Source organism: Rufibacter immobilis (assembly GCF_003721565.1).
In the GTDB taxonomy this organism is placed as follows: Bacteria; Bacteroidota; Bacteroidia; order Cytophagales; family Hymenobacteraceae; genus Nibribacter; species Nibribacter immobilis.
Genome location: NZ_RJJE01000009.1, coordinates 448,626 through 464,716 on the forward strand (window position 1 = coordinate 448,626; position 16,091 = coordinate 464,716).

Here is a 16,091-nt window from a genome sequence, read left to right on the forward strand (position 1 = left end):
CGCTTCCGTGCCAGATTTTTCCCACCTCCATACCCACACCCAGTACTCCTTGCTAGACGGGGCCGCCAGCATTGGCGCGCTCATGAAAAAGGCCCAGGCCGACGGCATGAAAGCCGTGGCCATGACCGACCACGGCAACATGTTCGGGGCGTTCAACTTCGTGGCCGAGGCCAACAAGTACAACGTGAAACCCATTGTGGGCTGCGAGTTTTACCTGGTGGAAGACCGGCACCAGAAGAGTTTCTCTAAAGAACAGAAAGATGTACGCCACCACCAGTTGCTCTTGGCCAAAGACCAGGAAGGCTACCAGAACCTGGCCAAGCTCTGCTCCTACTCCTATATTGACGGCCTCTACAGCAAATGGCCCCGCATTGACAAGGAACTGCTGGTGAAATACCACAAAGGCCTCATTGCCACCAGTTGCTGCATTGGCGCCGAGTTGCCGCAGGCCATTCTGTGGAAAGGCGAAGAAGAAGCCGAAAAGCTGTTGAAGTGGTGGCTGGATTTATTCGGCGACGATTTCTACATTGAGATTCAGCGCCACGGCCTCATGAACATTGACGGCACCGGCATGTCTCAGGAAGACGTGAACCAGGTGCTGCTCAAGTGGGCCATCAAGTATAACGTGAAAGTCATTTGTACCAATGACTCGCACTACGTAGACCAAACCGACTGGAGCGCGCATGATATTCTGTTGTGCGTAAATACCGGTGAGCAGCAGAGCGTGCCTGTGGGCGACTTCAGGACGAACTACTTCCGGTTGATGAGCGGCCGCGGCGAAGTGATTTATGACACCTTAGATAATATTCGGCAGAGTTACAGCCACGACGAGAACGTGCGCCGCATGCTTTACCGCATTGACGAAGAACTGCAGAAACCACGCCCGGCTGACCGCTTCGGCTTCCCCAACGACCAGTTCTATTTCAAGTCTCAGGCCGAAATGAACGAGCTGTTCAAGGACGTTCCTTTTGCCGTAGACAACACCAACGAGATTGTAGACAAAATCACGCCACCCAAGCTGCAGCGCGATATCCTGTTGCCCAACTTCCCGCTCCCTCCGGAGCACCCTACCGCCGATTTATTCCTGCGCCACCTCACCTTTGAGGGCGCTAAGAAGCGGTACATTGACATTACCCCTGAGGTAGAGGAACGCCTGAACTACGAGCTGGGCATCATTGAGACCATGGGTTTTGCCGGGTATTTCTTGATCGTACAGGACTTCATCAACAAAGGCCGTGACATGGGGGTGGCCGTAGGTCCGGGCCGGGGTTCGGCGGCGGGTTCTGCCGTGGCGTACTGCGTGGGGATCACCAACATTGACCCCATCAAGTACTCGCTGCTGTTCGAGCGTTTCCTGAATCCGGAGCGGGTATCCATGCCCGATATTGATATTGACTTTGATGACGTGAACCGCCAGCGCGTGATTGACTACGTGGTAGACAAGTACGGCAAAACGCAGGTGGCCCAGATCATCACCTTCGGTACCATGGCTGCCAAATCGTCTATCAAAGACGTAGCCCGCGCCCTTGATTTACCGTTGTCAGAAGCGAACGAACTGGCAAAACTGGTCCCCGAAGTACCGGGCACTACGCTAGCCAAGGCCTTTATGGAGTCTCCGGAACTGGCTGCGTTTAGAGAAGGGAACGACCTGAAAGGTGAAACCCTTCGGCTCGCTGAAAAACTGGAAGGCTCCGTGCGGAACACCGGTATTCACGCGGCGGGCGTGATCATCGCGCCAGATGACATCACCAACTACATACCGGTGTCTACCTCCAAGGACTCTGACTTGTTGGTGACGCAGTTTGACGGGAAGGTGATTGAGAGCGCGGGCATGCTGAAGATGGACTTTTTGGGCCTGAAAACCCTCTCCATACTGAAAGACGCCATGGCCCTCATCAAGCGGAATCACGGGGTGGAGATTGACATTGACAACATTCCGCTGGACGATGAGAAAACCTACGCCCTCTACCAGCGCGGCGATACCATCGGGACGTTCCAGTTCGAGTCTGAGGGCATGCGCATGTACCTCAAAGACCTGAAACCCACCAATATTGAGGACTTAATTGCCATGAACGCCTTGTACCGTCCGGGCCCGATGCAGTTCATCCCGAACTTCATTAACCGGAAGCAAGGCAAGGAGGAAGTGGAATACCCGCATGACCTGCTGGAACCTATCCTGAAGAATACCTACGGAATCATGGTGTACCAGGAGCAGATTATGCAAACGGCCCAAATTCTGGCGGGCTACTCTCTGGGTGGTGCCGACTTGCTGCGCCGTGCGATGGGTAAGAAGGACATGAAGAAGATGGCTCAGGAGCGCGAGAAATTCGTGGCCGGTGCCAAAGAGATTCATAACATTCCGGCCAAGCACGCCTCTGAGGTGTTTGACGTGATGGAGAAGTTCGCGCAGTACGGCTTCAACCGCTCGCACTCCGCCGCTTACTCCGTAGTCGCTTACCAGACCGGTTACCTCAAGGCGCACTACCCTGCGGAATACATGGCCGCGGTGCTCACCCACAACATGAACGACATCAAAAAGGTGACGTTCTTTATTGAGGAGGCGCGCAAGCAGCAGATTCAGGTATTGGGGCCCGATGTGAACGAATCCATCCACCAGTTCAACGTGAACCAGCAGGGGCAAATCCGTTTCGGGATGGGCGCTGTGAAAGGCACTGGTGAAGCCGCCGTGGAAGCCATCATTGAGGAACGCGAAAAGAACGGCCCGTACACCGATATTTTTGACTTCGCGAAGCGCGTGAACCTGCGCGCCGTGAACAAAAAGACATTTGAAAGTCTTGCCCAAGCCGGTGCTTTTGATTCGTTTGAACGCTACCACCGCGCCCAATATCTGGAAACCCCAGAAGGTGAAAGCATCAACCTGATTGAAAAGGCCGTTCGCTTCGGGAACCAGTTCCAGGCCGAGAAAAATGCTGCCCAGCAGTCGCTCTTCGGAGGAGGCGGAGCCGTGGACATGCCGCTGCCCAAAGTACCAGACGTGCAGCCCTGGACCCTGACGGAAATGCTGCGCCGCGAGAAGGAAGTAATTGGTTTCTACCTCTCCGGACATCCACTAGACCAGTTCAAGCTGGAGATTGACTCTTATTGCACCTGTAGTCTGGACCGCATTGCCGAATTCAAGAACCGCGATGTGAATGTGGCCGGCATTGTGAGCAACGTGGTGGTACGCACCGGTAAAAATGGCAACCCGTTCATGCTCTTCTCTTTTGAAGACTATGACAATACCATGGGTTTGGCGCTGTTCGGCGAAGACTTCGTGAAGTTCTCACCGTACATCAAAGAAGGCATGTACCTGTTCATCCGGGCAAAAGTAACCCTGCGCTATAAGTCTGAAGACCAGTGGGAATTGAAGCCTGTCTCTATGCAACTACTCAGTGACGTGGCCGATAAAATGGCCAAAGGCGTGCGCATGGACATTGACATCCGGAACATCAACGCCCTGCTCATTGACCGCCTGGAGGAAGCCGCCATCAACAGCCCCGGCCAGAAGAAACTGGAACTGGTCTTAACCGAACCCGGCGAACGATTAACGGTGGAACTGTTCTCCCGCCGTTACCGCATTGACCCAAAGGCGTTCTTGCAGAACGTGAAGGATTTGGAGGTGGCTACTTGCCAGTTGATATAGCTTCGCGGTATCAGGTAGCACGTATCAAGTAGCAAGACTTCTGAAAGCTCAGCTGAGGACATTGGTTCTTTGGCTGGGCTTTTCTGTTTTTGGGCTGTTTTTGTAAAAAGAGGCTGAAAACGGAATGGACAAAACGACATCAGCCATTTCCCGCTCTTCCGGACTTATTCCCGCTCTTTCTGCTCTTCCGGATTTACTAATCCGGAAGTTCTCTGTCAGGGATTTATCAATCCCCGTGCCCACACTTTCTCAATTGGTCAGCAACGGGAATTAGGAAATCCCCGACAGAGTGATTCGGGATTGGTAAATCCCTGACAGCAAATAGCAACACCTGAACTAGTACGCCAAATAGAAACAGGAATGACAGAGGTGACGTACTTTTCTGCATGAGCGTCAAGAACAAAATCCATGAAGGTTATCTGTATTATTTGACCTTGACGGTGGTTGATTGGGTTGATGTTTTCACCAGACCCGTGTATCGCCACATCATTCTAGATTCACTTAAGTTTTGCCAGGAAAAGAAAGGCTTAGAACTGTACGCGTGGTGCCTCATGAGCAACCACCTACATCTAATTGCTTCGGCCAAAGAAGGATTCCACTTGTCAGACATTCTGCGGGATTTTAAGAAGTTTACCAGCCGAAGCATAGTGGAGGCCATTCAGCAAGAACATGAAAGTCGGAGGGAATGGATGTTGCACCGGTTTCGGTTCCCGGCCAACGTGCACAGCAAAGTGACCAACCATAAATTCTGGCAAGACGGCAACGAGGCGAAGGAGATTCACTCCAACGAGTTTCTACAACAGAAAATAGAGTACATTCACCAGAATCCGGTTTGGGCAGAACTAGTACAGGAACCAGCACATTATCTGTACAGTTCAGCGCTTGATTATACGGGCAGCAAAGGGCTGCTAAAAATCTTACCCGTTGAGTAAGTCTATACAACGTAGTCTCGCCAATCCTTTGGCCCTTCCACAAACTTTCCCTACCTTTGTAACAAACCTTCGGGTTCTTGGCTTTTCCGGTTTAAAGTTGGCTTCCACCTCTTTTTACTAGAAAAGCCAAGTTTTTTATAGCCTCTCCCTGGGACTGGAGCAATAGCGGCATCACCTGAGCACAGCAGTTGACATTCTGTCATAGGTGATCTTCTTTGGTCTGTCTAACCTTTTAGAATTAAATCAGTAGATATACTGACGTTTCAGGCCCTGTTTCAGAAAAACGGCCGCTAAACGGTATCCTTAAGGATATTGACAAACCTGACACAAAAGCGTTATTTTACTTGTTCTTTGGCTTTGGTTCTATTTTTGAACAGAGCCTTTACTCAAATTAGATACTTATATAAACCAGACGATTATGGCACATAAAGCAATCGAGATCACCGATGCCAACTTTGAGGAGATCATCAATTCAGATAAACCCGTTCTTGTAGACTTCTGGGCCGAGTGGTGCGGTCCGTGCCGCATGGTAGGTCCGGTAGTGGAAGAACTAGCCGGCGACTATGAAGGCCGCGTGGTAGTAGGGAAAGTAGACGTAGATGCCAATCCGCAGACTTCTGCCAAATTCGGTATCCGCAGCATTCCTACGCTGTTGGTTTTCAAAAACGGACAGGTGGTAGACAAACAAGTGGGCGCCGTTCCTAAGAACGTACTGGCTCAGAAATTAGACGGTCAGTTAGCCTAAGCATAGCTGCTCCGCTGTAACAGAAAAGCCCCTCCTTTCTCAGGAGGGGCTTTTCTGTTTAGGGGCTGTTTTTGGAAAAACAGCCCCTAAACGCAACTGGGCCAGTTGAAAAAGCTGACTCTTCTACTCACACCCGCAGAGGTTCTTTTCGGCGGTGCAAATATCGGCGTAGGCTTGGTCCAGGCGGCGCATGAAACCGTTGAGGCGCTGGTTGTGCTCCCGCACCGTCTCCAGTTTCAGTTCTTTGGGCGGGGTTTTGTACAGGGTATCCAGTTCGGCCACGTGCTTCTTCAGTTCCACTTTCTTCTCATAAAGGCGCTGCACGTACTCGGGCAGAGCTTCCGAAGGGTACTGGGTTTTAAAGGCATTGTCCATGCAGTCGTCCTGCTTGAGATAGGCTAGGATTTTTCGTTCCGCCTGAAGATTGAGTTCCTGCAAACGTACTTTCTCTTTTTCCAACTGCTGCTCTTCCAGGCGCTGGTTGAACTGACGGGCGGCTAGCTTCACCTCTTCGCGGCAACTGCGGCATTTGGTGGAGTTTGCTTTCTCCAAAAGGGTATTCCGCAAGGTGATGTTCTCCTCGGTGGGGGCGGCATCGCGCAGGCGGGTTACCTCTTTGGCGTATACGTCATTGAACTGGGCAGACTCCAGCCGGTTCAGGTGCCGGTAGATGCCCTCGCCTTCCAGGGTACTGGCCAAAAACTCCGGGGTAGGTAATTCCACCGCGTAGAGTTTGCTCAGGTACTGCTCGCGTTGGGCCACAGAATAGGAACGGGTTTGCTCCTGCTCCAGATCCAGTACGGTGTTCACCAGCTCTTTTCCGTTCTTGAGGTTGTAATCGGTTTCCAGGTAGCTGTCGGCGGCGGCCAGAATAGTGCTGTACTCGTTCTTGAACACCCGTTGGTAAGTGTAATTGCGGGAGAACTCGCGGTCGCGCTGCCCGGCAAGGGCGCGCAAGCGTTTGTATTCCTGAATGACGGTGAACAGCGTTTTGGCGTTTACCTCGGGGCTGTTGTTCTTGTAGTTGAGGCGGTAGTTGTTGAGGTTCTGCTTCAGGTCAGAGAAGTTGCGGAGGAACTCAATGAACAGCTTTTCCTGCTTGTAGGCATCTTCGGTGACCAGACCGGCCGTGAACGCCTGCTCAATTCTGATGCGGCGGCGCTCAATGGTCTCAGAGGTGATGTCGCTGCCCGAGAGGGCATCCATGCGGTATAGTGACTTGTAGTTGGCCACCACCAGTACCGGGTAGTCTTTGTAGTTGAGGGCCGCCTCCAGCTTCTGGCGCTCAAACCCCTGCGGGCTGTTGCTCAGCAACTCGGTGAGCCGGGGCGTGCGCAGCGCGGGCAGTTTGGCAAACGACGGCACAAAGATATACACCCGCACTGAGTGCAGCCGGGTATCAAAATTCTGGCCTTCATACAGCCTGATGGTGGAGCTGAATTTGTATTCTTTGCGCTGGGCGCTGTTCCGGATCAGGTTCCCAAACTCCCCCACCAGCGAAAGCATGGCCGCCTGCGGAGTTACCTGCTTGGCTATATTGGTGAGCTGGTTGGCAATGATGTTGAAGAAAAGCTCGCGGCTGTCTGAGGTAAACAGTTTGGCTTCTACCGTAGCGTCAATGTTGCGTTCATCGGCGGCCAGAGGGAGTTTGTCAATAATCCGGATGGCGTCAATGTTGTCTGAGATGCGGGTGGAGTAGTTTTTCTTGTCGTTGGCGGGCTCCAGCGCGAAGTTATACAGCGGGTACACCACCGGTTCCTGCCCAAATAGCTTCGCGTTCTTGAGCTGCGCCGAGATAAACAGAGACTCCAGGTTAATGTAATCGCGCCGGCGGGCCTTGGTGGTGCCCTGCTCCAGTTCGTTGATCACTTTGGTGAACTGCCCGGCATTGAACAGGTACATGTCAGTGGTGAGGTACTGCCACTCGTCTGTGAACTCAAACTTGTCCAGATAATTATACCCTAGCCGGGTTTCTATCATGACCTGCGCCCGCGTGTTGAAAGAGCACAGCAACAGAAACAGCAAGCAGATTCGTCCAATATTCCCTAACCTCATGAAAAACACTGATTTTTATGATTATTCCTCTAACGAAGATACTACCCAACCCAGTATGCAAATGCAAAGTTCGCTGAAAGTGAGAGCATTCCAAAGAAGAGTTTGTTGCAAAGCGCAGGCCTTTTGCTGAACTTACCGCTTAAATTAACAGAATCCTGTGCATTCTTTTTTACAGAACATTCGCCGCACCGGCCAAAGCCCGCTTTTCTGGCTTCTATTTGTCTGTGGTTTCACTTTGCTGTACTTTTTCGCGGAGCATGAAGGCTTTTACTTCGGAGACGATTACTCCTATAGCCTGTACGCCCACCAATTGCTGCACGGCGGCTTCCATTTTGACAATTATTCTTTCTGCCACCGGTTTATGGTGTTTGTGCCCACGTCTCTGTTTTACTGGCTATGGGGCATGAACATCTATACCACTACCCTATGGCCGCTGCTATGCACCCTGGGCACTCTTTTGCTGCTGTACGCGGGGCTGCACCGGAAGCACCCCGCAGCTACGGCCTGGGCTTTGGTGCTGCTGGGCCTGTACTACTTCCAGCTAAACACGGCAAACTACCTGTACCCAGACAACATTGTGCTGTTCTTCACTACGGCCTGCCTCATGGTACTCTACAAGGCCCGGCAACCGTTTCCGTCTTCCACACAGGAGGTGTTCTGGGGAGTTACTTTTGCGGCCCTGAACCTGCTGGCGTTTCTCACCAAGGAAACCATTGTCTATACCGTGCCTTTTTACCTGTGTGTGCTTCTGTACCATCTGAAACGGCGGGAGAATTGGCGGTTCTGGGCAGCGGCCCTGCTGGCGGGCGCTTTGCTGCTGGCGGCCTATTTTCTCCTGTACAAAATCTTCTCCGGCGATGCTCTGCAACGGCTCTATGACATCAAGGCCACCAATACCCTTGAAACCAAACAGGAATACCTAGACTCCCGGGCAACTACGCTGCTGCCACGCCTCACCTATAAACCGCTGCTCTTCTTCATTGGGTCTGGTTTGGCAATTCCCTTGGCTTTTGCCGCGCTTTCCTTTTTCCGCACAGGCCGGACTGCGTTGCTGCACCTGCGCCGGTCGCACAGTTTCTGGCTGGTGGCGCTGCTGAGCATGCTCTTGCCTATCTGGTTCGGGACGGCCACGGTAGATTTCTACAAACCCATGCCCCTGCTGCCCCGCATGTTCCACCCGCTGCTGCCCACGTTCTGCTTAGCCGCCGGACTGGCGCTGGAAAAAGTTTGGCCCCAACGCGCTGCTTTTCTTGTGCTGGTCTTGCTGTTTGGCTTGTGTGCCGGGCTGGGTGAGAAGAATCTGGCGGTTATGTATGCGCCGCTGGTGGTTTTCTTTATGGGGCTGTTTCTTTACAGAAAGCCGGTGCCTTTTGCTCTGGGGCTGGCCGTGGTGGCGCTGGTGCTGTGCATTAGACCCGTCTATTTCATCTTTAAGCCCACGGTTTCTTACTACGCAGAACAGAAAGAAATCATTGACCGGCACCTCAAGCATCCCGCAGGGAATTATATAGTCTTAACCGATTCTATCATGCTGCGGCGGCACCCCTATTTCTATGGGTTTGATACCCCTCAGAATTATACCTATCAGAAATATTCGGCTTACTTGCCCTCCATGGCCCAGAGAACGGACACGGTGTTTCTGCTCATCAACAACGGCGTGCTGGAACACCCTGAACTGATGGCCCGCGAGAAAGAGAAAACCATTCTGCCCCAGTTCCCTTCGGCACGGCTGCTTGCCCGGCGGGGGAAGGTGAAGCTCTTCGTGCTCCCCAAAGACAGCACCCGGTAAAAGAAAGAGGCCGGAGCGTTTCCGGCCTCTTTTTGAAAAAACAGCCCCTAAACGGAAACTGGCGTTAGTCTTTGTAGATGAGCACTTCGCTTTTCTTATTGTTGATGTAGCCGCGGTACATGCCCTCTGAGTTGAAAGGCATGGCGAAGTTTCCGTTTTTGTCAAGGGCAATGACCCCGCCTTCGCCGCCAAACTTCACCAGTTTGTCCATAACCACCTCATCGGCGGCTTTTTTCACAGAGGCACCTTTGTAGCGCATGATGGCGGCAATGTCATAGGCTACCACCGCGCGGATGAAAAACTCCCCGTGCCCCGTAGCCGATACCGCGCAGGTGGCGTTGTCGGCGTAGGTGCCGGAACCAATGATGGGCGCATCGCCCACGCGGCCGTAGCGCTTGTTGGTCATGCCACCGGTGGAGGTAGCGGCGGCCAAGTTTCCGTTGGCATCCAAGGCTACGGCGCCCACAGTCCCGAATTTCCGGCCTTCAGTGAAGATGTTCTCGCTCTTGATGATGCTGCTGGTAGTGTCTGTATGGTCTAGTTGCACCTTTTCATTGGCTTTGGCTTTCTGGAGCTGCTGGAAACGGGTCTCGGTACGAAAGTAAGACGGATCTACGATAGTCTGACCCTGCTCTTTCGCGAATTTCTCGGCGCCGGAACCAATCATCATCACGTGTTCAGACTTTTCCATGACGGCGCGGGCCGTGGAAATGGGATTCCGGATGGTGGTCACGCTGGCAATGGCCCCGGCTTTGCGGGTTTTCCCGTCCATGATGGCGGCATCCAGTTCATTCTTGCCTTCATTGGTGAACACCGCGCCCTTACCGGCGTTGAACAGCGGCGAATCTTCCATGACCCGCACGGTAGCCTCCACGGCATCCAGGCTGGAGCCGCCTTTCTTCAGGATGGCATAACCCGTCTGCAAGGCTTGGTTCAGGACCTCCTGATAGGCTTTCTCCCGCTCTGGGGTCATGTTTTTGCGGGTGATGGTACCTGCCCCGCCATGGATGACCAGGGTAATCTTACTGAAGTCCTGCTTGGCTTGCTGGGCCCACCCTGTGGCCACTAGGCAAAGGCAGAACCAGGCGAAAAGAAACGGCTTTTTCATTGACGTGTTGTGCTTGTTGAGCGGTGTGAAGATGTGCTAATGTAAGCAAAATTCAGGTGACTGGGAGCGGCACCGCCGCAGCTGGAATTTCAAAACCCTGAAATTGGCATGTGGATGGTTGAAGCGCAAACAGAAAGACCCGCCGCCGCACTACAGCCCCTTCAGGTCATGCCAGTTTTTGCCTGTTTCTGGAAAAAGAGCCCCTAAACGGAAAAAGCACCGGCCACCGCCCGTGCTTTCCTATGGTAAAACGTTATGCCCAACTGCACCTCAGCGGCGTTGGACATGCGGACTCTATTCTCCTTTCTTGATACGCTGGTAATCTTGAAGATCGGCGCGGTTCTCTAGGGCTACGTACTCGGCCTGCAGGGCTTTTATTTTGGTGGCGTGCCGAAGGATGATGTCGTCATGCAGGGCTCGCTCGCGTTCGTTCAGCCGTTTGTAGATGGCGTTGGCGTAGTCCCAGTCTTCGGCGGTCCAGACGTTCTTACGGTCACGTACCTGCTGCAGGAAGTGCACGTAGGCATCGCGCAGGTTTTGGGCCGTCACGTCAGACAGGTTTTGGTAATCGCCCAGGAGTTCTCTCTCCATTTGGGCCTGCTTGCCGGGAACTGGTCCGCGGGCTTCCCGCTTTTTCCGTTCTTCCCGCTGCCTGGCTAAGGCCCGGCCCGCCTCTTTGAGTTCTTCCTTAGACTTGGTGGCAGCCTGGCTGGCTTTTTCATCTAGTTTCTCCAGTTCGTTGGCCGCCATCTCTTTCCGCTCCCGGGGAGTGGTGTCACAGGAAACCGTGCAGAGCAGAATGGCCGTGAACAAAACCAAAACGGCAATTGGAAACAGGTGTGCTTGTTTCATAGTATAAACAAAAGATAACACCCCCCATACGTACAGATGCCCCGCTTGGGTACCATTTCTCCGCAACTATGACCAAGAACGGTTTCAACTACACCCTTGACTTTACCTCCACCAATTTCAGGCTACAGCCCCATCTGTACCGGATAGGCGTGGGCGAGCAGGGAGTATTGCTGGTGGAGCCGTACAAAAGTGAGATTCTGCCGCACTGGCGCTTCAAGACCGCTGAGGTGGCGCTGGCTTCAGCCCAGAAAATCTACAGCTTGTTTGAGGAGTACCTTGCGCAGCAGGATTTTGTGGGCGCAGACATGGGCCGCAAGTTTTTGCAGATGGGATTTACCCGCGCCCGCCGCTACGCCAACCACAAGGGAGGCCGCAAGTACCAAACCTCAGGCACAGACCATTCGGCGGATAAGCCTTACCCCTATTCCTCGGGCAGCGCCCATAAAGGCAATGCTATTCTCCCGCAGGAAGACGATGCCCTCACGAACGAGAAGGCGCAGGCGGCGGCGGTGTTCAAGGAGTTCTGGTTCAGGGCCAAAGATCACCCGGAGTACCTCAGGCAGAAACAGGCGTTCAAAGAGCAGTATTATGAGAAGTAGCGTTTAGCGGCTCTTTTGGGAAAAACGGCCCCTAAACGGAAAAAGCCCCGGTTCCCCGAGGCTCTGGTTTGGTGCACTGTATCTATTTTTATTGCGCTTGTTTTCTGGCTTGGTAAGCGGCCACGCCGGCATCCAGGAACTGAATAAATTTCTGCACGTCTTTCTCATACGCCACCGGGGTCACCAAGGAGTTCTCGTTTTCGTCCATGAGCACATAGTAGGGTTGGGCGTTCACGTTGAACTTGGTGATCTGGTAATCGGCGTATTTCTTACCCAAGGTGGTTTTCTGCTTTTGGTCGTAGGTGCTGGTGTACCATTCGCTCTGCGGAAGTTCGGTTTTGTCATCTACGTAGAGGGCGGCAATCACGAAATTTTCCTTCAGGCGCTTCAGCACCTCTGGGTGGGACCATACGTTGGCTTCCATCTCGCGGCAGTTCACGCAGCCGTGCCCGGTAAAGTCAATGAAAATGGGTTTGCCCTGCTCCTTGGCGCAACGCTTGGCCTGCTCCAGGTCAAAGTACCCTTGCAGCCCGTGGGGCAGGTGCAGGAACTCACTGTATTTTGGGGTGTCACAAAGGGTGTTGGGGGCAGATGCCACGGCACCTCTGCTGGCCGTTAAATCAAAATCATGGGTAGACTGCGGCGGCAGGTAACCGGCCATGGCCTTGAGGGGCGCACCAAACATGCCTGGTATCAGGTACACCACAAATGAAAACGTGGCAACCGCCAGAAGCAAACGGGGCACGCTCAGGTACGGCAGGTCTGAGTCATGGGAGAATTTGAGCTTCCCCAGCAGGTACACGCCCATCAGCCCGAAGATCACGATCCACAGGGCCAGGTAAATCTCCCGGTCCAGCAAACGCCAGTGGTACACTTGGTCGGCCACGCTCAGGAACTTGAGGGCCAGCGCTAGTTCAATAAACCCCAGACACACCTTCACCGAGTTCAGCCAGCCTCCGGATTTAGGCAAACTGCTGAGCCAGTTGGGGAAAATGGCGAACAAAGTGAACGGCAGCGCGAAGGCCAGGGAATAGGCGAACATCCCGGCAATGGGTTTCAACGTCTCCCCGCCCGCCGACATCACCAGCAGCGATCCTACAATGGGACCGGTACAGGAAAAGGACACCAGCGCCAGGGTAAGAGCCATGAAGAAAACGCCGTAATAGCCGCCTTTGTCTGCCTGTGCATCGGCTTTGTTCACCAGCCAGTGCGGCAGCGTGATCTCAAACATGCCCAGAAAAGACATGGCGAACAGCAGAAAAATAAAGAAGAAGAAAAGGTTAGGCGCCCAGTGCGTACTCAAGAAGTTGGCGGCCTCCGGACCAAATACCTTCGCAAAAATAGTCCCGATCAGCGTGTAAATAGCAATGATGGACAAACCATACACCAAGGCCTTGAAGATGCCCTGAGCCCTACTGGCGCTGCCGCCGGTGAAAAAGGTCACCGTCATAGGCACCATGGGAAACACGCAGGGGGTCAGGAGCGCCACCACTCCAGAAAGGAAAGCGCCCAGCATAAATTCCCAGAGGGTTTCGGTAGGTACGCCCGCCGCTAGGCCGGCAGTAGCAGGAGCCACGGTGGCCGTATTAGACGCCGTGGTCAGAGAAGAGTCTCCGGCAGCCAAACCGGCGGCGGCAGAAGAATCATCCGCGGCCTTGGCTGTGCTTAAGGCAGTATCTGCGGCGGTTCCCGTTAAACCCGTGGCGGCCTGCGTGGTGCCCAACATAGGGGCCACGGCGCCGGTGGTAGCCGAAGGTGCGTCATTGGCACTGCCGCCGGTGGTACCCGTGGCAGGCATAGGTGTGGCGGCAGGGACACCCCCTCCCGGCACTACCTTGATTTGGTTGAACTGGAAATCGTCTTCACCAGGGATGCATTGCCCGTTAATCTCAGAACACACCTGATACTCATAGCTTCCTTTGATCACCAGCGTGGGCTGCAACACTTTCACGCGCTGCCTGAACTGAGCGGTTTTAGTGAAATAGGTGTACTCCCCGCCCCACATCTCATCATACTTCTTCTTGGGGTTTACGGGTTTTATTTTGCCTACCAGCGCGTAAGAAGGGTGCTTCTGGAAGGTGAAGGTGGTGACAATGGGCCCCAGATCAGGGTCAAAGTCTGAGGAATACAAATACCACTCTGGGATAATCTTCGCGTTAAAGATGAGGTCCACCTCTTCGCCCACTTTCACCTCGGTGGAGGAGACGTCGTAGCTCCAGGAGGCGGGTTTCAGTACCTGCGCCTGCCCCACGGTTCCTAGCAGCAAGAGGGGCAGCAGCAGTATCCAAAGGCGTTTTATTGCCATGTTTGTCTTAAATTTTTGTCTGTAATAAAGGGGCAAATTACTACAAATACCCCACATAGCAGCATAGTTACGAGCAAAGCCCCAGACGCAGATTGCGCTTTGGGCATTTACTTTCTACGGCCATCTTCGTAGACCAAACGCACCTGAACTGTTTGATAGTGCCAATAAACCACTAAATTTGACTCTAACTGGTCTCTTGTACCTAGAGAGCTGGTATACCCTATGATCCTAAATATCTTATTTACCATTCTACTGGTAGCACTTAATGGTTTCTTCGTAGCCGCTGAATTTGCGCTTGTCAAAGTAAGGGCCTCCCAGATTGAGCTCCGGGCGCAGGCCGGAAACCAACTGGCCAAAGTGGCCCACCACATGATTGGGCACCTGGACGCTTACCTTTCGGCCACCCAGTTGGGCATTACCCTGGCTTCTCTGGGCCTGGGTTGGATTGGCGAAGGCGTGGTCTCTGAAATCATCATTGAAATCATGCACGCCATGAACGTGGCCGCCGATCCGGAGCTGGCCCATCAGATTGCGTTGCCCATCTCGTTTGCCGTGATCACGGTGCTGCACATTGTATTTGGGGAGCTGGCACCTAAGTCCCTGGCCATTCAGCGCCCCGAGTCTACCACCCTGGCAGTGGCCATTCCGCTTAGAATTGTTTATTACGTGCTGTTGCCGTTCATCTGGATTTTGAACGGTTTCTCCAACTTCATCTTAAAGCGCGTAGGCATCACGCCCATGCACGGCTCTGAGGTGCACACCGCCGAGGAGCTCCGCCTTCTGTTTGAGCAGAGCGCCGAGAGCGGCGAGATTGGCGGCAGCCAGCAGGAGCTTATTGAGAACGTGTTTGAGTTCAATGAGCGCATGGTCAAGCAGATCATGGTGCCCCGCACCAAATTGGTGGCCCTGGACCTGGAGTCTACCGAGCAGGAAATTTTTGACGTGGTTTTCAACGAAGGCTACACCCGCATGCCCGTTTACCGCGACTCCATTGACAACATTGTGGGCATCCTGTACGTGAAGGACCTCTTGGTGGTGCTGCGCGCCGGCGAGCAGGTGAACCTGGAGAAGCTCATGCGCCAAGCCTACTTTGTGCCGGAGACCAAGAAGATCAGCCGCCTGCTCAAAGATTTCCAGCGCAACCGCATGCACATTGCCGTAGTGTCAGATGAATTTGGCGGCACCTCGGGTATTGTCACCATTGAAGACATCATTGAGGAACTGGTAGGCGAAATCCAGGACGAGTACGATGAGGAAGTACCGCTCATTGAGAAAACCGGTGATTTTGAGTACAAGGTAAACACCTCCGTCTCCGTTCAGGATGCCAACGACGACCTGCCTTATCCGCTCCCCGAGGGCGAGGACTATGAAACAGTGGGCGGGTACCTCAACATGATTTACGGCCGCATTCCGGAGATAGGCGAAACCGTAGTGCACGGCGTCTATGAGTTCCGGATTCTGGAGAAAACCGAACGGAATGTAGAATCGGTGTTGTTGACGGTAACGGAAGACAAACGCGACGACATCTTGTAGTACACCTCATTTTAGATTAGGAAATCTTTAAGCGTTTAAGGGCTGTTTTTGGAAAAACAGCCCCTAAACGCTTTTATTGTTTTATATGGGTCTTGATCTCAGCCGGAGGCCTTGTTGTGCACGCATTCCGCTAATGCTATTGGAATGCTGGCTTGTCTAGGCTTTATAAGCTTTGTTGTTCCATAGTTTCCGCTATGCGCTCACGGCCGCGGGGCCTCGTCTTCCCCTCTCGCAAGCCCTTGCGGCCAAGCCAATGCAGTTGGCCTTTATTTTCTGCTATCCTTTGGCCACTAGCGAGGCGCTCGATGGGAAGACTGGAAGAGTTGCGGCTAGCAAAGGCTGTTACAGCTTGAGGCAAAACATGGCGTGAGTCTCCGGCTAGCAGAGATAATAGGGGAAGGGAAAGATTAGCCACATGATTAAGTGCGTTTAGAGGCTCTTTTTCCAGAATCGGACGTAAAGCAATGAAAGCGGCTTTTACTTTTTTTCAGCCTTTTTTGAGCTTCTTCTTCTATGACTTCTTCCTTTCA

General features: G+C 53.3%; 10 protein-coding genes. 6 read left to right on the forward strand and 4 right to left on the reverse strand.

The features are described from left to right. Nucleotides 1–7: 7 nt before the first annotated feature. The 3 genes from dnaE (at nucleotide 8) to trxA (ending at nucleotide 5,320) form a co-directional block, all read left to right on the forward strand. Complete coding sequence (gene dnaE / locus EFA69_RS09140) at nucleotides 8–3,643, forward strand: DNA polymerase III subunit alpha (protein ID WP_123133431.1); 3,636 nt, start codon at nucleotides 8–10, stop codon at nucleotides 3,641–3,643. Nucleotides 3,644–4,029: 386 nt separating this feature from the next. After that, on the forward strand, nucleotides 4,030–4,575 hold the full coding sequence (locus EFA69_RS09145) for an REP-associated tyrosine transposase (protein WP_123132793.1): 546 nt from the start codon (nucleotides 4,030–4,032) through the stop codon (nucleotides 4,573–4,575). 418 nt (nucleotides 4,576–4,993) lie between these two features. Then, on the forward strand, nucleotides 4,994–5,320 hold the full coding sequence (trxA, locus tag EFA69_RS09150; protein ID WP_062542637.1) for a thioredoxin: 327 nt from the start codon (nucleotides 4,994–4,996) through the stop codon (nucleotides 5,318–5,320). 123 nt (nucleotides 5,321–5,443) lie between these two features. Here trxA and EFA69_RS09155 read toward each other — a convergent pair whose 3' ends face one another. Next, complete coding sequence (locus EFA69_RS09155) at nucleotides 5,444–7,375, reverse strand: hypothetical protein (RefSeq protein WP_123132794.1); 1,932 nt, start codon at nucleotides 7,373–7,375, stop codon at nucleotides 5,444–5,446. 157 nt (nucleotides 7,376–7,532) lie between these two features. On the opposite strand from EFA69_RS09155, the gene EFA69_RS09160 reads away from it, so the two are divergent. Continuing rightward, nucleotides 7,533–9,164, forward strand: coding sequence for a hypothetical protein (locus EFA69_RS09160; RefSeq protein ID WP_123132795.1), 1,632 nt, complete (start codon nucleotides 7,533–7,535; stop codon nucleotides 9,162–9,164). Between the two features lie 64 nt (nucleotides 9,165–9,228). Here EFA69_RS09160 and EFA69_RS09165 read toward each other — a convergent pair whose 3' ends face one another. Both EFA69_RS09165 and EFA69_RS09170 read right to left on the reverse strand, forming a co-directional pair. Then, the gene (locus EFA69_RS09165; protein WP_123132796.1) at nucleotides 9,229–10,272 is read right to left on the reverse strand and encodes an isoaspartyl peptidase/L-asparaginase family protein; all 1,044 of its coding nucleotides are present in this window, start codon (nucleotides 10,270–10,272) and stop codon (nucleotides 9,229–9,231) included. Between the two features lie 294 nt (nucleotides 10,273–10,566). Then, on the reverse strand, nucleotides 10,567–11,124 hold the full coding sequence (locus EFA69_RS09170) for a hypothetical protein (RefSeq protein ID WP_148041313.1): 558 nt from the start codon (nucleotides 11,122–11,124) through the stop codon (nucleotides 10,567–10,569). 68 nt (nucleotides 11,125–11,192) lie between these two features. Between EFA69_RS09170 and EFA69_RS09175 the strand changes: the two genes are divergently transcribed. After that, nucleotides 11,193–11,723: a DUF4385 domain-containing protein gene (locus tag EFA69_RS09175; protein WP_123132798.1), complete on the forward strand. Its 531-nt coding sequence runs from the start codon at nucleotides 11,193–11,195 to the stop codon at nucleotides 11,721–11,723. An 88-nt stretch (nucleotides 11,724–11,811) separates the two neighbouring features. Here EFA69_RS09175 and EFA69_RS09180 read toward each other — a convergent pair whose 3' ends face one another. Next, on the reverse strand, nucleotides 11,812–14,028 hold the full coding sequence (locus tag EFA69_RS09180; RefSeq protein ID WP_123132799.1) for a cytochrome c biogenesis protein CcdA: 2,217 nt from the start codon (nucleotides 14,026–14,028) through the stop codon (nucleotides 11,812–11,814). Between the two features lie 222 nt (nucleotides 14,029–14,250). Here EFA69_RS09180 and EFA69_RS09185 point away from each other — a divergent pair, with 222 nt between their 5' ends. Continuing rightward, entirely contained in the window at nucleotides 14,251–15,561 is a 1,311-nt protein-coding gene (locus tag EFA69_RS09185) for a hemolysin family protein (protein ID WP_123132800.1), read from the forward strand. The last annotated feature ends 530 nt before the right edge of the window (nucleotides 15,562–16,091 follow it).